At 36.3% G+C, this 20,248-nt stretch carries 30 protein-coding genes, 1 other RNA gene and 1 other annotated feature; all 31 genes read right to left on the reverse strand.

Going from position 1 to position 20,248, the window contains the following annotated elements; translation table 11 throughout:
* Positions 1-13 precede the first annotated feature (13 nt).
* The 31 genes from tsaD to F5ESL0246_RS06130 all read right to left on the reverse strand — a co-directional run bounded on the left by tsaD (position 14) and on the right by F5ESL0246_RS06130 (position 20,227).
* Complete coding sequence (gene tsaD, locus F5ESL0246_RS05975) at positions 14-1,063, reverse strand: tRNA (adenosine(37)-N6)-threonylcarbamoyltransferase complex transferase subunit TsaD (RefSeq protein ID WP_122018640.1); 1,050 nt, start codon at positions 1,061-1,063, stop codon at positions 14-16.
* Positions 1,056-1,421, reverse strand: a complete 366-nt coding sequence (locus tag F5ESL0246_RS05980) for an N-acetyltransferase (RefSeq protein ID WP_122018642.1) — start codon at positions 1,419-1,421, stop codon at positions 1,056-1,058. Before F5ESL0246_RS05980 ends, tsaD begins: the two co-directional genes overlap by 8 nt.
* Before the next feature lie 189 nt (positions 1,422-1,610).
* Complete coding sequence (gene tsaB / locus F5ESL0246_RS05990) at positions 1,611-2,351, reverse strand: tRNA (adenosine(37)-N6)-threonylcarbamoyltransferase complex dimerization subunit type 1 TsaB (protein ID WP_122018647.1); 741 nt, start codon at positions 2,349-2,351, stop codon at positions 1,611-1,613.
* Positions 2,352-2,380: 29 nt separating this feature from the next.
* Positions 2,381-2,899, reverse strand: a complete 519-nt coding sequence (locus F5ESL0246_RS05995) for a folate family ECF transporter S component (protein ID WP_122018648.1) — start codon at positions 2,897-2,899, stop codon at positions 2,381-2,383.
* Between the two features lie 54 nt (positions 2,900-2,953).
* Positions 2,954-3,691, reverse strand: coding sequence for an acyl-[acyl-carrier-protein] thioesterase (locus tag F5ESL0246_RS06000; RefSeq protein WP_122018651.1), 738 nt, complete (start codon positions 3,689-3,691; stop codon positions 2,954-2,956).
* Between the two features lie 9 nt (positions 3,692-3,700).
* Positions 3,701-4,555: a 16S rRNA (cytidine(1402)-2'-O)-methyltransferase gene (rsmI, locus tag F5ESL0246_RS06005; RefSeq protein WP_122018653.1), complete on the reverse strand. Its 855-nt coding sequence runs from the start codon at positions 4,553-4,555 to the stop codon at positions 3,701-3,703.
* A gap of 12 nt (positions 4,556-4,567) precedes the next feature.
* Positions 4,568-4,903: a DNA replication initiation control protein YabA gene (gene yabA, locus F5ESL0246_RS06010; RefSeq protein ID WP_122018755.1), complete on the reverse strand. Its 336-nt coding sequence runs from the start codon at positions 4,901-4,903 to the stop codon at positions 4,568-4,570.
* A 20-nt stretch (positions 4,904-4,923) separates the two neighbouring features.
* Positions 4,924-5,775, reverse strand: coding sequence for a DNA polymerase III subunit delta (locus F5ESL0246_RS06015; protein WP_122018655.1), 852 nt, complete (start codon positions 5,773-5,775; stop codon positions 4,924-4,926).
* Complete coding sequence (locus F5ESL0246_RS06020) at positions 5,775-6,098, reverse strand: cyclic-di-AMP receptor (protein ID WP_122018657.1); 324 nt, start codon at positions 6,096-6,098, stop codon at positions 5,775-5,777. The genes F5ESL0246_RS06015 and F5ESL0246_RS06020 overlap by 1 nt, the downstream gene beginning before the upstream one ends.
* A gap of 5 nt (positions 6,099-6,103) precedes the next feature.
* Complete coding sequence (gene tmk / locus F5ESL0246_RS06025) at positions 6,104-6,751, reverse strand: dTMP kinase (RefSeq protein ID WP_122018659.1); 648 nt, start codon at positions 6,749-6,751, stop codon at positions 6,104-6,106.
* A gap of 102 nt (positions 6,752-6,853) precedes the next feature.
* Positions 6,854-7,084 carry a YaaL family protein gene (locus F5ESL0246_RS06030; RefSeq protein WP_369916857.1) on the reverse strand — a complete coding sequence of 77 codons (231 nt, stop codon included), beginning with the start codon at positions 7,082-7,084 and terminating at the stop codon, positions 6,854-6,856.
* A complete protein-coding gene (gene recR, locus F5ESL0246_RS06035) occupies positions 7,081-7,683 on the reverse strand; it encodes a recombination mediator RecR (protein WP_122018664.1) in 603 nt (200 codons plus the stop codon). Before recR ends, F5ESL0246_RS06030 begins: the two co-directional genes overlap by 4 nt.
* Entirely contained in the window at positions 7,684-8,013 is a 330-nt protein-coding gene (locus F5ESL0246_RS06040; protein WP_122018666.1) for a YbaB/EbfC family nucleoid-associated protein, read from the reverse strand. It abuts the gene before it with no gap.
* Positions 8,014-8,024: 11 nt separating this feature from the next.
* Entirely contained in the window at positions 8,025-9,809 is a 1,785-nt protein-coding gene (gene dnaX / locus F5ESL0246_RS06045; protein ID WP_122018668.1) for a DNA polymerase III subunit gamma/tau, read from the reverse strand.
* A 55-nt stretch (positions 9,810-9,864) separates the two neighbouring features.
* Positions 9,865-9,958: signal recognition particle sRNA small type (gene ffs, locus F5ESL0246_RS06050), an RNA gene on the reverse strand.
* Between the two features lie 28 nt (positions 9,959-9,986).
* Positions 9,987-10,502 (reverse strand): tRNA adenosine(34) deaminase TadA, encoded by a 516-nt coding sequence (gene tadA, locus F5ESL0246_RS06055; RefSeq protein ID WP_233551602.1) that lies wholly within the window; start codon positions 10,500-10,502, stop codon positions 9,987-9,989.
* The gene (locus tag F5ESL0246_RS06060) at positions 10,502-11,122 is read right to left on the reverse strand and encodes a class I SAM-dependent methyltransferase (RefSeq protein ID WP_122018670.1); all 621 of its coding nucleotides are present in this window, start codon (positions 11,120-11,122) and stop codon (positions 10,502-10,504) included. Before F5ESL0246_RS06060 ends, tadA begins: the two co-directional genes overlap by 1 nt.
* Positions 11,123-11,281: 159 nt before the next feature.
* A complete protein-coding gene (rplL, locus tag F5ESL0246_RS06065) occupies positions 11,282-11,644 on the reverse strand; it encodes a 50S ribosomal protein L7/L12 (RefSeq protein WP_122018672.1) in 363 nt (120 codons plus the stop codon).
* A gap of 46 nt (positions 11,645-11,690) precedes the next feature.
* Complete coding sequence (gene rplJ, locus F5ESL0246_RS06070; protein ID WP_122018674.1) at positions 11,691-12,200, reverse strand: 50S ribosomal protein L10; 510 nt, start codon at positions 12,198-12,200, stop codon at positions 11,691-11,693.
* 34 nt (positions 12,201-12,234) lie between these two features.
* Positions 12,235-12,359, reverse strand: a sequence feature (ribosomal protein L10 leader region).
* A gap of 29 nt (positions 12,360-12,388) precedes the next feature.
* Positions 12,389-13,057, reverse strand: coding sequence for a phosphate signaling complex protein PhoU (gene phoU / locus F5ESL0246_RS06075; protein WP_122018676.1), 669 nt, complete (start codon positions 13,055-13,057; stop codon positions 12,389-12,391).
* Between the two features lie 16 nt (positions 13,058-13,073).
* Positions 13,074-13,829 (reverse strand): phosphate ABC transporter ATP-binding protein PstB, encoded by a 756-nt coding sequence (pstB, locus tag F5ESL0246_RS06080; RefSeq protein ID WP_122018678.1) that lies wholly within the window; start codon positions 13,827-13,829, stop codon positions 13,074-13,076.
* Between the two features lie 12 nt (positions 13,830-13,841).
* Positions 13,842-14,642, reverse strand: coding sequence for a phosphate ABC transporter ATP-binding protein PstB (pstB, locus tag F5ESL0246_RS06085; protein WP_122018681.1), 801 nt, complete (start codon positions 14,640-14,642; stop codon positions 13,842-13,844).
* Between the two features lie 9 nt (positions 14,643-14,651).
* A complete protein-coding gene (gene pstA / locus F5ESL0246_RS06090; protein ID WP_122018683.1) occupies positions 14,652-15,545 on the reverse strand; it encodes a phosphate ABC transporter permease PstA in 894 nt (297 codons plus the stop codon).
* A 6-nt stretch (positions 15,546-15,551) separates the two neighbouring features.
* The gene (pstC, locus tag F5ESL0246_RS06095) at positions 15,552-16,544 is read right to left on the reverse strand and encodes a phosphate ABC transporter permease subunit PstC (RefSeq protein WP_122018686.1); all 993 of its coding nucleotides are present in this window, start codon (positions 16,542-16,544) and stop codon (positions 15,552-15,554) included.
* Between the two features lies 1 nt (position 16,545).
* A complete protein-coding gene (locus tag F5ESL0246_RS06100; protein WP_122018688.1) occupies positions 16,546-17,412 on the reverse strand; it encodes a phosphate ABC transporter substrate-binding protein in 867 nt (288 codons plus the stop codon).
* Positions 17,413-17,546: 134 nt separating this feature from the next.
* On the reverse strand, positions 17,547-18,239 hold the full coding sequence (gene rplA / locus F5ESL0246_RS06105) for a 50S ribosomal protein L1 (protein WP_122018690.1): 693 nt from the start codon (positions 18,237-18,239) through the stop codon (positions 17,547-17,549).
* Between the two features lie 71 nt (positions 18,240-18,310).
* Positions 18,311-18,736 (reverse strand): 50S ribosomal protein L11, encoded by a 426-nt coding sequence (gene rplK, locus F5ESL0246_RS06110; protein ID WP_122018692.1) that lies wholly within the window; start codon positions 18,734-18,736, stop codon positions 18,311-18,313.
* A gap of 123 nt (positions 18,737-18,859) precedes the next feature.
* Positions 18,860-19,408 carry a transcription termination/antitermination protein NusG gene (nusG, locus tag F5ESL0246_RS06115; protein WP_122018694.1) on the reverse strand — a complete coding sequence of 183 codons (549 nt, stop codon included), beginning with the start codon at positions 19,406-19,408 and terminating at the stop codon, positions 18,860-18,862.
* A 95-nt stretch (positions 19,409-19,503) separates the two neighbouring features.
* A complete protein-coding gene (secE, locus tag F5ESL0246_RS06120) occupies positions 19,504-19,674 on the reverse strand; it encodes a preprotein translocase subunit SecE (RefSeq protein WP_122018696.1) in 171 nt (56 codons plus the stop codon).
* A gap of 7 nt (positions 19,675-19,681) precedes the next feature.
* Positions 19,682-19,831, reverse strand: a complete 150-nt coding sequence (gene rpmG, locus F5ESL0246_RS06125) for a 50S ribosomal protein L33 (RefSeq protein ID WP_122018698.1) — start codon at positions 19,829-19,831, stop codon at positions 19,682-19,684.
* Positions 19,832-20,008: 177 nt separating this feature from the next.
* Positions 20,009-20,227 (reverse strand): hypothetical protein, encoded by a 219-nt coding sequence (locus F5ESL0246_RS06130; RefSeq protein WP_122018700.1) that lies wholly within the window; start codon positions 20,225-20,227, stop codon positions 20,009-20,011.
* Positions 20,228-20,248 lie beyond the last annotated feature (21 nt).

The raw sequence follows: 20,248 nt of genomic DNA on the forward strand, positions 1-20,248 counted from the left end.
GAGGTCAACTTTTTTAATACAAAATTTTATCAGCATAAGGTAATTCAAGTGAGGGATTCGCATTCAGAGTTAAGTCAGCAAATTTACCTTCATTATACAAATTATAAGCTGCAGCACCAATCATTGCAGCATTATCACCACATAATTTTAATTCTGGCAAAATAACTTTTGGTTTCAAACCTATAGATAAATTTTCAATTTCTTGTTCCATTCGCTCACGCAAGCCTTGGTTAGCGGCTACTCCGCCACCCATAATAAAGGTCTTAGGTTGATATTCTTTAATTGCTCTAATTGTTTTAGTAGCTAAAACATCCACCACAGCTGCCTGAAAACTAGCCGCTAAGTCATACTTATTTAATTCTTGATGAATTTGATCAGCATGATGACAGGTATTGATAAATGCACTTTTCAGACCAGAAAAAGAAAAGTCGTAGTTGTCATCTTCCATCATAGCCCGTGGAAAGTTAAATGTATCTTGTCCTTCATGTGCCCATTTATCAATTGTCTTTCCAGCTGGATAATTCACTCCTAGAACACGCCCAATTTTATCATAAGCTTCACCAGCAGCATCATCGCGTGTATCTCCAACAATTTCAAAATGAGTTGGATCTTGAAGTAAAACAATTTCTGTATGACCACCAGAAACCTGCAAAGCAAGAGCAGGATAGTCAATTTCAGAAGTTAATTGTGCAGCCATTATATGTCCCATTATATGATCGACGCCAATCAAGGGAATCCCCGTTGCCATTGAAGCAGCCTTAGCGGCACTGACCCCTATTAATAGCGCACCAACAAGTCCAGGACCATAAGTAACGGCAATTGCATCAATATCTTGCCAAGTCACATTTGCTTGAGTTAAGGCTTTAGCAGTTATCTGACTAATTACCTCAATGTGATGCCGACTAGCAACCTCAGGGACAACCCCACCAAACCGCTGGTGGCTTTTGATTTGCGTTGCTATAATCATACTTTCAACTTCTCGACCATTTTTGACAACAGCGGTTGATGTCTCATCACATGAACTTTCATAAGCCAAAATACGGATATCATTTTTACTATCCAAAATTTTTCCCTTTCTTTTGCTTTATTGGTAGATCTAATATCATATTCAAACCATCCTGGTGTACGTCCTGATAATAATCTGGTCGAACAAAATTAGTAACAAAACCGAATCGGCAATACAATTCTTGAGCTATCTTATTATCTTTTCTAACTTCCAAACTCAATCGTACACAATGCCATTTTTGCGCTAAATTAATAATTAATCGTAATAAATATGTACCTAAGCCCTGCTTTTGCCAAACAGGAGAAACTGCTAAATAGGTAATGTGACCTTTTTCCCCATTTAAATGAATTCCAACTACCGCAATTAGATTTGTCACGTCATAGACAACTATATATAGCGCAGTTTTTTCTGTAATTCATTTTGAAAATACTCTTTACTCCATGGTAAATAACCATAAACCTTAATTTCAAGTTCTAGTATTGCAAAAATATCGTCTAGCCTTGCCCGCCTAGCTTGTAATCGATGATTATTTAACATAAAAATACTATCATCAAAATAAAGTTTTGTTTTTGGCGGTATTAGCCGCGAAAAATTGATTAAAGAATCAAACTTCTTCCACATAACTATTATCCGAGCCAAAAGCTTTTCCGGTTTTCTTTTGCCAATCTACTTCGGCTTGCGTTCGTCGCAAGTAGCGTGGTAAAAGTTGATCAGGCGAAACTGGCTCTTCATCCATAGCCAATTTGCCAATCAACCCTGCATGAATTTGATTTTGAATATTTGTTCCATAACTAAAAGGTACAGTCAATTTGTTAATTAATTCTTCTTGCTTTTCAAACCCCGAACCGAGAAAAATCACCTTCGGTATTTTTTGAGCTTTTAAATATTGGTTAACTTGATTCAATAAAGCCGTAATGTAATAATGTCCATCTGCCAAAATATTCACCATATGACCATTTTGATTTAAATAAGCACCAGCAAAATAATTATCATTGCGTGCGTCAATACCTGTAACAATTAGTGTATCACTATCAGTACAACTTGCTGCCAAAGCTTTTAGAGTAGAAACTCCTACAACTTCTTTATGCAAAATGCTCGCAAACATTTTCATAGTAGTCACACCGATGCGTAAACCAGTATATGATCCTGGACCAATAGCAACTGCAAAACGATCAATATCTTTGAGTTTAAGATGATTACTTACTAAAATTTCATTAATCAAGGGATCAAGATGCTCACTATGATTGCGCTCATCTTGCTCATCTTTTTCAGCAACAACCATTTGATTTTCATTAAGAGCCACACTAAGCTGACTAGTGGCCGTTGACACACTTAAAATTTTCATCTTTAATTATTTTCACCTTTACTTAACAATTACCTTTTTATTTTAACACGCGAAATTGCCCGCAATACAAAATACGTGACAACCATTTGAATCCAAGGTGAAATGATTTCAAGCGGAATTCGCTGAATAAGTGCAGTCTTAAAATCAATACCATATAAAAAATGAAGCCAAAGGGTATTCATTGCTATATTTACAATAATAGTAACTAATAAAGTTGCCACAATAATTCGCCAAATACTTACCTGACTTTTATAAAAGAACAGCCCATAGATAAAAGGACCTATCATCGCACTCAATGTGAAGCCAATAAAAAAGCCACCTTGGTTGCCAAATAATGCTGAAGAAATAATATCTGCAATTCCACCACCAGCAGCTCCCCATATTGGACCAAACAAGTATCCTAATAAAACACTGCCAATGAATCCCAAACCTATATGTGCTATATTTGTACCTATTGTAAAGCGCCCAAGGATTACTTTGATTGCCACAATAAATCCTAATAAAATTAAGTCACGCAACTCAACTTTGAATACTTCCTTCGTCGTCATTTGCAGCACTTTCTTTCTTTAATTAAACTCGGCCTATAACCGTGCCTAATTATATTATAATTTGCGCCAAATTAGTTCACAAACGGCTTTATCTTTGCGTTCCTCATCAGCGATTGCATGATATGACTTGAGATTATTCTCATCATTAATTAAACTTGCCAACACTTGTGGGTTTTGTCCGTAGCGTACTTCTTGGTTGAATTTAATATCGATTGTTTGAATCATATTCTGTTTTAAAAAATCCCGATCAAGCGAATCAATAAACCAATTAAAATAATGACTATTAGTCATATGATGATTTGTATCTAAATCATCATAACGAACACGGTAATTACGATGCTCCTGATACTTTTGTTGCACACGAATTCTTGGAAAACGCGGCATTTTTTTCAAAAGAGGAACGCCAATTTTATCCATTAGGTCACTATCAGTAGATACCAATCTACGTTTATGTAAATCAAATAAAACCCATTCACTTTTCATCTTAACGATTTCTTTCCCAGAAGCATTATTTATCGCAAAATCTCGATATTCTAAGAAACGGTTATAGCCAACTGGATTAGTAATAATCGTTATCTGTTCATTAGGGTGAGGCAAATCAATAATTTCGGCATGATATTGTGTCACCACCCAACCAAGACCTCGCTCATTTAATGCAATTGTATCGGCAGCATCACCATTTAATTGATGTTCTGACGTACTCATCATTAAGTCGATCATTGCCTGCAATTTCAAATTTTCATTTTCATCACATTCATAAAAATTAACTTGATGTTTTTCACTATACTTCATTTTACGACCTTATTTCTGATGATATTGTTCATATAATTCATTTTTAGAAATTTCGTTCTCTTGGGCAACTTCCTTAATCGCCGATTTTTTACTCATTCCTTGAGATACTAAGTCATTAACCTGCGCAATTAATTGCGGCCATGACAGTTGCACTGAAACCTCATCGTTAGGAGAGACTAAAACGACAAATTCTCCTCTCGGACTATTCTCGGTAAAATATTCTGTCAATTCAGCCAATGTACCACGAACAAATTCTTCGTGTATTTTGGTTAATTCTCTTGCTGCAACAATTTTTCGGTCTGAAGAAATTTCGACTGCCATATTAACAAGTGTTTTACATAAGCGGTGAGGAGCTTCATAAAATATTGATGTCGCATGAGCGGCCGCCATCTGCTTAAAGTAGGGCAACTGTTCACTAATTTTACGTGGCAAAAAGCCATAATAGGTAAACGGCTGTGCATCAAAACCAGAAGCAATCAAAGCAGTTGTAAAGGCCGAAGCGCCAGGAAGCGGAACAACTGGAATATTATTTTCAATGCATTTTTGAACTAAAACATAACCAGGATCTGAAATAACGGGCATCCCTGCATCACTAATTTCAGCAATTACTGCCCCTTCCTGCATCAGTTTAATCAATTCTGGAGCCCGAGCCTTTGAATTATATTTGTGAAAAGACAACATATGATTATGAATACCGATTTTTTCAAGTAAAATCCCACTTGTCCTCGTATCTTCAGCCGCAATGTAATCAGCCATTTGTAAAATTTTTTTGGCCCGAATTGTGATATCTTCCAAATTACCAATCGGCGTTGGAACCAAATAAAGCTTGCCCCGTTCTTGATCATAACTTTTTTGTTGCTGCATTTTATCAGTCCTTTAGTGTGTTTTCTTTTTCTCGCCAAAATTATCAAGAATGTCTAAACAAAACATGCAATCCGAGCTAGGATCTCGATGTGAACCATAATACATGTTACATATATGATAACCAGATGTATATATCTGTCTTAAAGATTCCAACCCGCTCTGGGTTTTAATTGAACCCGTATTAGCATTATTTAATTTATCCATTTTTTCTCGAAGAAGTTGATTTTCTACTTTTAATTCTGTATTTTCTTTAAGAGTATCCAAGATACTGTTTTCAAGGCTTTCAATTGTTTTAGTCATATTAACCATTGAATCATGCAGTTCTTGTAATTTTGAGTATGAATCCACCATCTAAACACCTACCTTTTTCATTGCAGAGCAAGATAATCCAGTAAGTTCCGAAAACCAACATTACTGTAGCGCATTTTATCAACCTCAAGTAAATACTTTAAAAATCTTGCTCCCACCTGCTGTTTATTATTAATTAAATCATTCTGAGCCATTTCCTTTAATAAAAATAGCAAATAATTTTGTTGCACATTAGTTTTAGCCATATCGGCTAACTGATGCGCGCTTATCATTGCTAAAGAATTATGTTCCAACAGTTCTTGATAAAAATATTTACATGCTTGATCTAATGCTTGGGTATTACCTAATTCAGAAATTTCGTCATGACTAAAGCCATTTTCCAGTAATCGTTCGTTTAAACCTAAATCATGTTCATCACTTGAAAAATTAACAATTTGGGTTCTTGAACGAATAGTTGGCAAAATTTGTGACGAGTTATTAGTAATTAAAATTGTAACGACCGGAGCAATTGGTTCTTCTAGTAAGTTAAGCAATGCATTAGACGCAGATAACGTAAGCTTTTCTGCTTCATTAATAAAAAAGAAGCGAGTGTCACTTTGAACCGGACTCTTTGCTAACTCATCCTTTAAATATCTAATTTGGTCAATTCCAAGACTTTGCTTATTTTCTGGAGTAACCAACAGAACATCTGGGTGATTACCTGAAATAATTTGTCGACAAGTTCGACAAGTTCCGTCTGGTTTATTTTTCCCAGTACAATTATAAAGACATGCCAACCAATATGAAGTATTTAGCGCCTGTTGTTCATTTATATCAAAAAACAAATAACTATGAGCTAATTTCTTTTGTTCAGTTGCTTTTTTTAAAAATATAGCCCGCTGTTCATCCTTATTTGTAATATCAACTTCCATCAGAATTTCTTAAACTCTTCTACCGGTATGACAAAGCATGTAGCCCCTCCTACCGTAATTTGAACAGGCTGCCGACTAACATCAAACCCGGTCATCATCATATTAGGGTTCATATACTCTTCGCGTGCCTTCGACTCTTCTTTAACGATACGTAAAACCTGCTTAACGTGCTGATCATCAATTCCAATCATAAAAGTTGTATTGCCCTCGCTTAAAAAGCTACCCGTTGTTGATAACTTAGTGGCAGGAACATTTGCTTTAACAAAAGCACGTTGTAATCTAGTGGCATCTTCTTTTTGTACAATTGCGATTATTAATTTCATTTGAATCAGTCCTTTAGCAATTTTTTTGGTAATGCGTTTACGATTATTTTTAGACAGATAGCAACAACTTCGTTGATTGACTGTTGTGCATCAACTACCTTAATACGATCGGGATTCTCCCGAACAACTTGTTGATAACCATGGTAAACTTTTTGGTGAAAAGCTAGTTTTTCTTGTTCTAAGCGATCTTCTTCACCAGCACGTTCTTTAGCAATTCGTGCTAATCCCACTTGAGGTGGAATATCCAAAAACAGCGTTAAATTCGGCTCTGTTCCATTCGTTGCAAAGTCATTAATTTGTTTGACTGCGCTTATTCCTAAGTCACGTCCAATTCCTTGGTAAGCTAAAGAACTATCAACGAAACGATCAGAAAAAATAACCTTACCAGCTTTTAACGCTGGAAAAATTGTCTCAGCCATATGTTGACTTCGTGCAGCTGCATAAAGCAGTGCCTCTGTCTGAGCACTCATCTTTTCATTAGCTGGATCCAAAATGAATCGTCTAATTTTTTCGGCAATTTCTGAACCACCTGGTTCACGCGTTACTAGATATTGTGTTTGCAAGCGAGGAGCAATTTGGGCCACAACTTGTTCCAAAACCGTACTCTTACCGGACCCATCAGGTCCCTCAAAACTAATAAAAAAACTTTTCATAAAACTCTCCATGTCTCTATTTTACAAGAGTTTGTTCTATATGAACACCCTAAAGAACTTTTAATTTTAGGAAAAATAAAAAGTCCTCTTATAAGAGAACTTTTACTCCGATATTGCATTGGTGAAACCACTAAATCTTGTGTGTCGATGTCGGGCTTCATTATATAAAAATGCGTACTTAGCTAGCAAAATTTTATTAGCAACAATATTATTTTCCGACATATCTAAGGTAGTGGGGTCTAGATTTTTTTGAATCACAATCTCTTCTTGCAATTTTTCGATAGATGCAACTAGTCTATCATCCCCCATTTTCTTTACTTTATTTTGTTTCATTCGATTGATGTTCTCCCTTGTACTGCCCGTTTCAGCGTAATTGAATTTGCATATTCAATATCACTACCAACTGCTAATCCAGCAGCCAAACGTGTCACCTTAATTCCTGCTGGTCTAATTAGCTTACTAATATACATCGCGGTTGATTCACCTTCAGGGGTTGAGTTTAATGCCAAAATAACTTCGTTAATGCTATCCTGCTTTTGTAAACGAACTATAAGTGATTTAATATTAACTTCTTCGGGTCCGATTCCATCCATTGGCGACAAGACGCCATGCAAAACATGATACAGACCATTATATTCGCCCATATCTTCAAAAGCCATGACATCTTTAGGTTGTTCAACAACCATGATTGTTGACTGATCACGTTCAGGATTACTACAAATTGCGCAGGGATCTTTTTCAGTTATATTACCGCAAATCGAGCAACGATGTAACTTTTCCTTAACTTCATTTAAAGCTACACTAAAACTATGGATATCATTATCAGGCATATCTAGAGTATAAAACGCTAGCCTTGTTGCCGTTTTTTCTCCAATACCTGGTAATTTCAAATATGCATCAATTAAATGTGCAATCGGCGCTGGATATTGCAATTAAATCATACCCTTCGTATATTTTCCTATGCTTGCTTGTGTTGCATGATCAATTTCTGTTAACCCTTTGTTAACCGCATCAATAATAAGATCTTGCAACATGTCTGGATCATCAGGATCAATAGCATCTTTATTAATAGAAATTTTCTTCAATTTGCGATCACCACTAAAAGTAGCAACAACTAAATCATCAGCAGATTTACCTAAAAATTCTTGAGCAGTGATATTTTGTTGTTCCTGGGCCATTTGTTCTTGTAACTTCTTCGCCTGTTTCATCATTTGTTGCATATTCATGCCACCCATTGAACCAAAATTAGGTCTTTTACTCATAATTATCTCCTTTAATCTTTTACCTTAACTGCATCGCCAAATATTTCTTTGGCCTTTTCCACAATTTCTTTTTCAACTTTTACTTCTTCTTGTTGATTCTCATTATTTACCTGCTTCTTGCGCTTTAGCAGTTCAGTTCCATGTGCTTGTAAAAAGTCCTTCCGAACCGTAAACCAATCTTCATCCGGAACAAGAACAATTTGATATTCATGTTTAGCAAATTTAGCAATCTGTTCAGTCAGAATAGTCAGCAAATCATCATCAGAACTTGCTTTTTCAAACCAGAGGGTATACTTGCATTTCATCACAACTTGACTTGAACTGGCTGCAACTGGCTCCAAAACATCTAACAGAGCTCGTTGCGAGACTTGTAGAACGGATTGCAAATCAGGCCAAATATCTTTAATTGCTTGCAAGTCATGTTTAGTTGCATTTTCTAAGACTTGATAGACCTGTTCACGATTTTTCTGGTTATGCTGCTTATTTTTAATCAGCTTTTTCGACGGTTTTTGTTCTTTAACAGGCGCACTTACCTTTTTTGAAATACGATTATCACCATCATCAATATGAAAAATCTGACTACTATTATTGTGATGTTGACTAATTCTCGCTACTTGTTCTGTTAACGATACAACCTGTTTTTTTAAGGCCGAAACTTCAGATTGTAAATTATTATTCTTGTTACTTACCATTTCTGTTCTAGGTGGAGAAACTATGGTCGCAGAAATATTGGTACTTTCAACCAGAAAAACTTCAAGCGGAATCTGCTGCTGATTAGTATAACGCAAATTGTTCAATGCTGTATTAGCAGAGGATATTAATTTAAAATAATTTTCTAATGGAATATCTTTAATTTTTTTCGTAAAGTCTGCTGTTAAAAAATTTCCTTGACTATTTCCATTAGTTTTAACAACCATCAAAGCATTCGTAGCAAGATCAATTAATTCATTCAAAATATTTTTAGAACTTGCTCCTTTTTGCAGTTCAGATTGTGCCAGTTCCAATGCCTTGTCAACATTCTTTTGTAAGATTGATAAAAAGAGTTTTTCAACATCCTCCTTAGCCGCGAATCCAGTAATTTCAAGGGCAGCCTCATATTCAACCGTTTCTTTTTCATAACTAAGTAGTTGATCTAAAATGCTTAAAGCATCCCTCATTCCACCGTCAGCAACTTGAGCAATAACAGTCAAAGCCCTGTCATCATATTTAATTTTTTCTTGATCAAGAATGTACTTCATTCTCTTTTCAAGGTCTTTTTGTGAAATTCGCTTAAAATTGTAGCGCTGTGTTCTGGAAATAATCGTTGCAGGAACTTTTTGCAATTCTGTTGTTGCCAAAATAAAAACGACATGTTCTGGTGGCTCTTCCAATGTCTTTAATAGCGCATTAAATGCACCCATTGACAACATATGAACCTCATCAATAATATACACCTTATATTTTCCTTGCGTAGGTGCATACTTAACCTTATCTCTAATCTCACGAATCTCATCAACACCATTATTAGAAGCAGCATCTATTTCTATAATATCGGCCATTGCTCCTTTATCGGCTGCAAGACAGTTAACACAACTATTACATGGCTCACCGTCCTTAAGATTAGTACAATTTAATGCCTTGGCAAAAATTTTGGCGCACGAAGTCTTTCCAGTACCGCGTGGACCAGCAAACAAAAATGCATGTGAAATTGTGCTGCGCTTTATTGCATGTTTTAAAGTATTCGTAATATCTTCTTGACCAACGACACTATCAAAAGTGCGGGGTCGCCATTTGCGGTATAATGCCTGATAAGCCATTGATATTCTTTCCTAGTAAAAAACTCTTAACTCTTTGAAAGAGTTAAGAGTTTGTAAATGTCTAATAAAAGGCACATGTTCAAGCAACCTTAGTGCTGCTACCTTCCGGTCCTGACACGCTTCAGAGGTCGAACATTGCCCACAAAGTATGATACCGTATTTTTGTTAAATTTTCCACTATTTTGCTAAAATTTTGCTTTTTTCATTATCTTTAGCATGCTTTTGCCTAATTCTAATTTCTTTAAAAAAGTCTTTCATCATCTGACTTGCTTCTTTTCGATACAATCCACGGATTACATTAGGATGGTGATTAAATTTAGCAATATCAAATAAGTTAACTACACTACCTGCGGCCCCAGCCTTGGGATCTAATGCACCGTAAAAAACATTTTTTAGACGTGAATTAATAATTGCGCCTGCACACATCGGACAAGGCTCAAGCGTTACAAATAAGCTACAATCAATTAGACGCCATGTATTTATTACAGTACAAGCATTTCTAATAGCAATCATTTCGGCATGCTGCGTTGCATCTTGCTCTACTTCACGCCGATTATAACCCTTTCCAATAACTTGACCGTCTGGACTAATTACGATTGCACCAATCGGTACCTCACCCAATTCCTGTGCTTTTTTTGCTTGCACAAACGCCAACTGCATGTATTTTTCCTTATCAGCTTTCGTAAATTCCATTAGTGATTCACCGCCTGTAACACATAGTAACCTTTATCGCGCTTCAAAATCGTGCAATTACCAAATGTAGTTTGAAGCAAGTGACGAGCACTTGGTTCACCTTGTTTTTTTTGGATTACCACTAAAATAATACCATTTTCAACCAAATGCTCTTTAGCTCCCGTTAAAATATCAGATACAACATTCTTACCAGCGCGAATTGGTGGATTAGTCAGTATAAGACCAAACTTCTTTGTTGGTTCAACTTGATTATAAACATCAGAAGAATAAATCTTCACATTACTAATTCCATTTAAAGCAGCATTTTTTTGTGCCAATTTCAATCCACGCTCATTAATATCGACCATTTCAACAATTTGTTCTGGCCATAACTTTGCTGCAAATAATCCCAATGGTCCATAACCAGTTCCAACATCTAAAATGTTAGCGATAGGAAATGCTATTTCTACCATTTCCTTAATTAAAACGCCAGACCCATAGTCTACTCGTTTTTTTGAAAAAACTCCTGCATCCGTGGTAAATTTCAAGTCAATTCCGTCTACATGATAATCAATCAAGCGTTCATCATGGTCAGCCATTGGATTTGCCGCATAATACATTTGATTTTTTTGATCAGTCATAATTTACTCGATTCTAAAATAGTCTATATCTAAATAATTTTAGCGGACACAGCAATATTTGCAAACTTTATTTGCTTAAATATTAATTGTCAACAAAAAACGCGCACTTGCAAATTGCAAACACGCGTTTTTTTATTAACTTGTCCAGTTGGACTGTAACTATTTTAAAGTTACAGAAGCGCCAACTTCTTCAAGTTTAGCCTTAATGTCGTTAGCTTCGTCCTCTGAAACGCCTTCCTTAACGTTCTTAGGAGCGCCATCAACAAGATCCTTTGAGTCCTTAAGGCCAAGTCCAGTAATGTCACGGACAACCTTAATAACCTTAACCTTTTCTTGGCCAGCGGCAGTCAATTCTACATCGTAGCTTGACTTAGCTTCAGCTTCACCACCAGCAGCAGCTGCAGCAACTGGAGCAGCTGCTGAAACGCCAAATTCATCTTCAATAGCCTTTACAAGGTCATTTAATTCAAGAATTGAAGCATTTTTCAAGTCTTCAATAATCTTTTCAGTATCTAAAGCCATACTTATGTATCCTCCGAAATTTAGTATTAGTTAAAAATCAATTTAATTATTCTGCAGATTCATCTTTTGAATCAGCAACAGCCTTAACGGCGTAAGCAACGTTACGAACAGGTGCTTGTAATACAGAAACAAGCATTGACAATAAACCTTCACGACCAGGGATAGCAGCAAGTTCCTTGATTTCTTCTTTAGAAGTCAATTTACCTTCAAGCACACCACCCTTAATGTCGATAACGTCAAAATCCTTTTCGTACTTAGAAACAATACGAGCTGGTTCAGTAATGTCATCTGCATTATCAGTATAAATAACAGCAGTTGGGCCAACAAAAGTATCATCAAGACCTTCAATGCCAGCCTTAGCAGCCGCACGTCTTAAGTAAGTGTTTTTAATGACTTTCATCTTAACATCGTTATCACGAAGTTCTTGACGCATGTTAGTAACTTCTTCAACAGTTAAGCCAAGATAATTAATTACCAAGATCGCCTTTGCAGCCTTAAGTTCTTCAGCAAACGCTTCAACAAACTTTTCTTTTTCAGCAATAGCAGCTTTACTCAATCAAATTCACCTCCATCAAATTTATTAATAAATTCCATAAGGCCAAAAAGCTCCATGCCAAGCAAGACATGGAGCTTTCTCATCTTCATTATCTTCTGGCCTCGGCGGGAAATTAAGGTATTGAACCACCCGAGTCTTAGGTAGAATTTACTTTGTTAAGTATAGCAGGAACGACTATCTAATGCAAGTTATTTCGAATTTACCTCAAGCAATTCGTATAATTCACCAGACACTTTATAAATTACCCAGTTTGCTATGTTCACAATATGGTCACTAATTCTTTCAAGTAATCTGATAATAACAAAGTAACTAGCAGATGCAACCGCTACGTTCTGGTCTTGTTCAACACCATCAATAATCATTTTTCTAGCTTTTTTATAATCATCATAAATTTCTTCATGACCCTCAACCATTTCACGTGCAGTCTTTTCATCTTCTTGAACATATGCAGTTAAAACTTGAATTAACATAGTTCGCACTTGATGAGTCATACCTGAAATGACTTTTTCTACTTCTTCAATTCGTGGGTTTCCCTTTACCCGAACAGTTTCAACAGCAATACTATTGGCGTTTTCACCAATTCTTTCCAAATCAGTGGTCGCCTTCAAAATGCTAATTACTACTCTAAAATCCGTCGCAACGGGCTGTTGTAGCGCAATTAAATCTAGGGCCTTTTTTTCGATTTTAACTGCTTCCTTGGCAACTTCTTTATCTTCTTCAATCATTTCTTGTGCCATTTTTTTATCATGGGCAACAAATGATCTTGTTCCCTTGTCAATTAAATCATTGACAAGGACGCCCATTTCCATAAATCTGGCGTTTAATTTTTTTAATTCATCTAAAAATATTTCATGCATAATTGTTTACTCCAGTTTAACCAAATCGACCGTTAAGATAATTACTAGTAATTTCTTTGTGCGGTGCTAAAAACATCTCCTGTGTCGAACCAGATTCTATTAATTCACCATTCATTAAAAAAGCAACTTGATCTGAAATTCGACTTGCCTGCTGCAAGTTATGCGTCACCATAATAAAAGTGTACTTTTGTTTTAATCCCATTAATGTTTCTTCAATTTCAGCACTAGATATAGGATCAAGTGCTGAAGTGGGCTCATCCAATAAAACCACTTCTGGTCTAACAGCCAGTGCGCGTGCAATACAAATGCGTTGTTGCTGTCCGCCAGAAAATGCTAGAGCATTTCTTTGTAAACTATCCTTAGTTTCCGTCCAGATTGCAGCTTGCTTTAAGCTCTCTTCAACTCGCTCTTCAATTAACTGCTTATCTTTCACTCCCGCTACACGCAGCCCATATGCTACATTATCAAAAACGGAAAAAGGAAATGGTGTTGGCTGCTGAAAAACCATTCCAACTTTTTTTCGTAATGCAACTAGGTCAAGATGCGAGTGATAAATATCCTTACCTTCTAACAAGATTTTGCCGCTAATCTTAATATCATCGATATCATCATTCATCCGGTTCAAACAACGTAAAAATGTTGATTTGCCACAGCCCGATGGTCCAATCAATGCGGTCAACTTCTGAGCAGGAAAAGCCAGGGTAATACCATGCAAAGCCTCAAAATTGCCATAATTCAGTTTAACGTTTTGCGCTTCCATCACATTAGTCATACTTGCACCCCTTTAGCCAAAACTACCTTGAATATATTTTTCTGTAACTTCTCCCTGCGGATTAGTGAAAATGTTAGTAGTTGTGTCATATTCTAACGCATGTCCCAGATGGAAAAAAGCGGTGTATTCACTAATTCTAGACGCTTGCTGCATATTATGTGTTACCATTACCATCGTATATTTTTTGCGTAACTGCTTCAGCGTATCTTCAAGTTTAGCAGTTGAAACCGGATCAAGTGCGCTAGCCGGCTCATCCAATAACAATATTTCAGGTTTTAATGCAATTGCTCGGGCAATACAAAGTCTTTGCTGTTGGCCACCTGAAAGAGCGAGCGCACTTTGATCAAGTTTATCTTTAACTTCATCCCATAAAGCAGCTGCCCTTAAACTTTCTTCTACAATTTGATTTAACTTAACTTTATCTTGTTGACCATTTGCTTTTAACGCATAAATAATATTTTCTTTGATTGACTTAGGGAACGGATTAGGCTTTTGAAATACCATTCCAATTGTTTTACGTAATTCGTAAACGTTAATCTTTTTTTGGTTAACATCCAAATTATGAAACATAATTTTCCCATCCACACGTGCTACCTGATCATTCATTCGATTTAACGAACGCAAAAATGTTGATTTACCTGAACCAGAAGCACCAATTAGAGCCGTAATTGTATTTTTCTTAAACCCCAAACTAACATCAAATAATTTCTGAATTGTACCGCCATAAAAAACACTTAAGTTTTGTGTAGAAATTGCACAATCACCTTCAGCAAATGATTTGATATATCTTGGTTGATCTTGCCAATTGTCCATAAAACTTCCTCATTTTAACTTAGCAGCTGTTAACCGCTTATATAACCAATTGCCTAAAGCTCGCGCCCCAAAATTGAAAATAATAACTACAATTACTAATAAAGCCGAGGTTGCAGCTGACACAATATTGACATCAGGAATAATTCCTTCAGTATTTACTTTCCAAATATGTACAGCCAGGGTCTCAGCAGGTCTCATTACATTTAAAAAGCTCGTTGGACTAAACATATTCCAATTAGTGTAGTCAACCGTTGAACCACTTTGACCAGCAGTATAAATTAAGGCTGCAGCTTCTCCAAATACCCGACCAGCACTAAGAATAACGCCTGTAATAATTCCTGGTAATGCAGCTGGAATAACTATTCCACGAATAGTTTTCCAATTAGATAAGCCAAGAGCCCAACCAGCTTCACGCTGAGTTTGGGGAACCCCTTTAATCGCTTCTTCAATATTACTAGTTAATATCGGTAAGTTAAAAAAGGTTAGTGCTAAAGCACCGGAAATAATTGAAAAACCTAATCCAAACTGGACCACAAAAACTAAATATCCAAATAAACCTACTACAATTGAGGGTAATGAACTTAAAATTTCAATTGTTGTTCTAATTATCTGTGTTAACCAGTTGTCTGGAGCATATTCAGCTAAATAAATTGCGGCTCCAAGGGCAATTGGCAATGAAATAAGCAAGGTCAATATTAAGAGATACAGTGAATTGAATAATTGATCTCTAATCCCTCCACCTGCTTCAAAAGAAGACGAAGCTGAAGTTAAGAAATGCCATGATAAGTGTGTCACACCTGATAGTAGGATATTGCCAATAATACCGATTAATAGGAGAATTACTATCCCGACTAAACAATAAATTACGCCTGTAGCAATTCGATTATTTCTTTTTGAATTCATATGCTACTAACTCTTCTTTCCAATTAAGTGAACCAAGAAATTGAAAAACAGTGACATTAATAATAGGAGTAATGCCAAAGACCATAAAGCATTATTTGGTAAGGTTCCCATGACCGTATTACCCATTTGACTAGTTAATTGACTAGTCAGAGTTGCAGCTGGACTAACCAAATTAGAAGGCATTAGCACCGCATTGCCGATAGCCATTTGTACAGCCAGAGCTTCGCCAAAAGCACGTGCCATTCCAAAAATAATTGCGGTCATTATTCTTGCTCTTGCGGCTCGTAAAACGACATGGAAAATTGTTTGCCACTTAGTAGCACCAAGTGCAGCTGAAGATTTTCGCAATTCCTTAGGAACAGCCTTAAAAGCATCGACTGTCAAAGAAGTAATTGTTGGCAAAACCATCACAAATAATACTAAGGTTGCTGTTAAAATTCCGAATCCGGTCCCACCAAAAATCGTTCGTATAGCCGGAACGACAACTGTTAAGCCTAAAAAGCCATAGACAACAGAAGGAATTCCTACTAAGAGTTCAATAACTGATTGTAACAATCCCGCCCTTTTACTAGACTCATATTCTGTCATAAATAAAGCAACAGCAATTGAAAATGGAGTCGCAATTAATGCAGCCAGTAGTGTTACTGCAAATGAAGTAACAATCATTGCAGCTGCACCAACATGATTATTTCCAGCACTTGGATTCCAGTCAGAAGAAAATAAAAAGTGAAAAATATTCACTTTATTATCAAAAAAAGTAGCAAGTCCATGAATCCCTACAAAACCAATGATTGCCACAATTAAAATACCAATTAGAGCAATTGCCAAAAATGTTAAACCTTTGCCCCATCGTTCTTGCTTTGTTTCCTTAGATGGTTTTGTTAAACGTGCTATATCTATATTTTTAGGATCTATCCCCTTAAATTTGACATGTGGTACTTTCTGCTGTGCAATTGCCTTTTCAACAACCTTTTGCAAATCTTGTTCTTTTTTTGCCATGCTAATTACCTATTTTCATAACTCTATTTTGACTATCACGCGTAACTTCCATCTCGTGTACACTGAGATAACCAATTTTTGGCACTAAATCTTGCTGAACTTTTTTACTCAAAATATACTTAATAAAAGCAGCAGTTGCCTTATTAGGCTTTCCTTTAGTATACATGTGCTCATAAGACCATAATGGCCACTTGTTAGTACGAATATTCTCATTAATCGGTTTTACATGATCAAGATTAATCTTTTGAATGTTAGAATCATTTGCATATGGAAAAGAAATGTACGAAATCGTCCCAGGAGTTGAATTAACTATTTTCTTTACACTACCGTTAGAATCCTGTTCCTGTGAATTTACGGCTTCTTGACCTTTTAAGATAAGATCCTCAAAGGTTGTCCTTGTTCCACTACCACGAGAACGATTAATAACAATTATTGGCAGGTCTTTTCCCCCAACTTGACGCCAATTTTTAATCTTTCCTGTAAAAATAGCGGCAAGTTGTTTGCGTGACAAACTTTTTATTCCAACGCCTTTATTAACGATTGGAACAATACCAACCACCGCAACAGGAAAGTCTACCAACTTCTTACCATCAATTCCCTTTTGAGTATCTGCAAAAACATCAGAAGTTCCTACTTCCACTGCCCCTGCTTGAACTTGACTAAGACCAGTACCAGAACCTCCACCTTGAACAACAATATTACTATCAAGATGGGATAAATGATAATCATTTCCAGCCTGTTCAACTAAGGGTTGCAAGGCACTTGAGCCGACAATCGTAATTTTTTTATTATTTTTGCTACAACCAACTAAAAAAATCAATATAATCAAAAATACAACCAGCACTTTGCTTAAATTACTTTTTCGCATTATACATTTCCCTCAATTAAATTCATTATTAGTTTATCAAAACATTGATAATTGACCAATCATATTCCCTTGAAAAATGGTTTAAAAAAAGCAACTTGCGTTTACAGCAAAGTTGCTTTTTGTCTTATTTGATTTTAGTCTAGGTTTAATGGATCAAGCTTAATTCCAGGTCCAAAGGTTGCAGCTACAGCTACACTCTTAATATATTGACCTTTAGCAGCCGAAGGACGCGCACGTAAAATAACATCACGTAAAGCATCAAAGTTTTCAACTAATTGCTCATCAGTAAATGAAACTTTACCAATAGCAGCATGAATTGCAGCTTGACGGTCTACACGGTATTCAACTTGACCAGCCTTTACATTTTTAACGGCTTTTTCAATATCCATTGTAACAGTTCCAGTCTTAGGGTTTGGCATTAAGCCTTTAGGTCCCAATACTCGACCCAAACGTCCTACTTTAGCCATCATTGTTGGTGTAGCAACAACAACATCAAAGTCTAAGTAACCATTTTGAACTTTTTCAACTAAGTCGTCTGAACCAACTTCATCAGCACCGGCAGCTTTAGCTGCTTCAGCTTGAGCACCTTCTGCAAAAACTATAACTTTTTGAGTCTTACCTGTACCATTTGGCAAAACAATTGAACCACGAATTTGTTGGTCTGCTTGCTTAGGGTCAACACTTAAGTTGTATGAAACTTCAACTGAAGCATCGAAGCCTGCATACGAGGTTTCCTTAACTAGCTTAATTGCTTCGGCAACCGAATACATTTTCTTTGAATCTACTTTTTTAGCAGCTTCTAAATATTTTTTACCATGCTTTGGCATGTGATTTCCTCCTTAATATGTGGTCAAACAAGCGTTAAGCTCTCCCACCTAAAATGTTATAAATAACAGGATTAGTCTTCGACTTCGATGCCCATACTTCTAGCAGTACCCTCGATCATCCGCATAGCAGCTTCGACATCAGCAGCATTAAGGTCTTGCATCTTTGTTTCAGCAATTTCCTTAACTTGAGCCTTGGTAACCTTACCAACTTTCTTGGTGTTAGGTTCGCCAGATGCTTTGTCAATCTTAGCAGCTTGCTTCAATAGCACTGGAGCTGGTGGAGTCTTAGTTACGAATTCAAATGAACGATCTTCGTAAACAGTGATGACTACAGGAATAATCATGCCTTTTTGGTCAGCTGTTCTAGCATTGAAGTCCTTGGTAAAGCCAACAATGTTAATCCCGGCTTGACCTAAAGCTGGACCAACTGGAGGTGCAGGTGTTGCAGCACCAGCTGGTATTTGTAATTTGACAACGTTAATAACTTTCTTTGCCACGGTCAAAACCTCCTTGATTCCGTGTGTGGTTAAAATGGAAAAGCAACTTGCTCTTCCTCCCACAATAATAAAACTACGTTAATAGCGTACCATCGTTTGAACAAATTTGCAATATTTGAAAATTTAATTAATTTTCTTTACTTGATCATAGTCAAGCTCGGTTGTTGTTGCTCGACCAAACATTTCGACTGAAACAAATAATTTGTATTTATCAGGTTGAATTTCTGTGATCTTACCTTCAACACCGTTAAATGCACCATCAATGATTGTGACTGTTTCGCCAATTTCATAATCAATTTGTGGACGCTTAACCGGCTCACCTTGTTGACGCAATAACCGATTAACCTCCTCATCAAGAAGAGGTGAAGGCTTGGATCCACCACCATGGGAGCCAACAAATCCGGTAACATTAGGTGTATTTCTAACTACAAACCAGCTTTCGTCTGTCATTACCATTTCAACTAGCACATAACCAGGGAATATTTTTTCTTCAATCTCTTTTTTCTTATCGTTGACTTTTTCAATTTTTTCTTGTTCAGGAACCATCACGCGGAAAATATAATCCTGCATTCCCATACTTTGTGCACGTGATAGCAAGTCCGACTTGACTTTATCTTCATATCCTGAATATGTATGAAGTACATACCATTGCTTTTTTATTGTTTCAACCATTACTACAGATTCTCCTTTTTAAGGCAAACAAAAAACCTCTAGGTCAGAGGTTATAAATGATTACATATTTTAACACAAATAAATTTATTTTGCTATCACATAACAATTTGAGTTAGACTGCTAAATGCCCAGTCAAGTAGTCCCAAATATAATGCAAACAAAATCGAGGAGCCGATAACAATTCCCGTGTCATGACGGTTCTGCTTAGCACTTGGCCAAGTTACTAATCGCATTTCTTCAACAACGCTCTTAAAAAATTTAATCATTATCCTCTTACCTCGTTTCTTTATGTAAAGTCATCTTACCACAATACTTGCAAAATTTATTCAACTCAAGCCGCTGAGTGCGATTCTTACTTGCGGTGATCGAGTAGTTACGTGAGCCACAAATGCTACAGGCTAAGGATGATTTTTTCACTGCCATAATCTCACTTCCAAACTATTGTATTTTAGCAAAAAAAATCTCTATAAGCAATTAATTACAGTTTGCCACTTTAATTAGTAAAATGGTCTCAATAAAAATAGCCACTCTATCGCGGGCGGCCATTGGTGATCAACATATAGCGTGACCACTGAGCGTAGAATATCTTATTAGTCGGACTTACTTCTTAAGATTTTCATTTACGAAGGATTCGATTTTGACGTCAGCATCATCAAGAAACGGAAGCATATCTTCTTCTGTCTTGATAGTATCTCTCCCATTTTTTTCCATAAAATAGTCCCAAAGTGCATCTCTAACAGGAATATCAGAGTCACTCCAGTCAAATACTTCTTTCATGTGACGATCTAGCAATGCTGTCTTTATAACTTCTTCTGCCATCTTAATTACCTCCTAAATATT

Origin of the sequence: Lactobacillus sp. ESL0246 (assembly GCF_003692965.1) — a bacterium.
In the GTDB taxonomy this organism is placed as follows: Bacteria; Bacillota; Bacilli; order Lactobacillales; family Lactobacillaceae; genus Lactobacillus.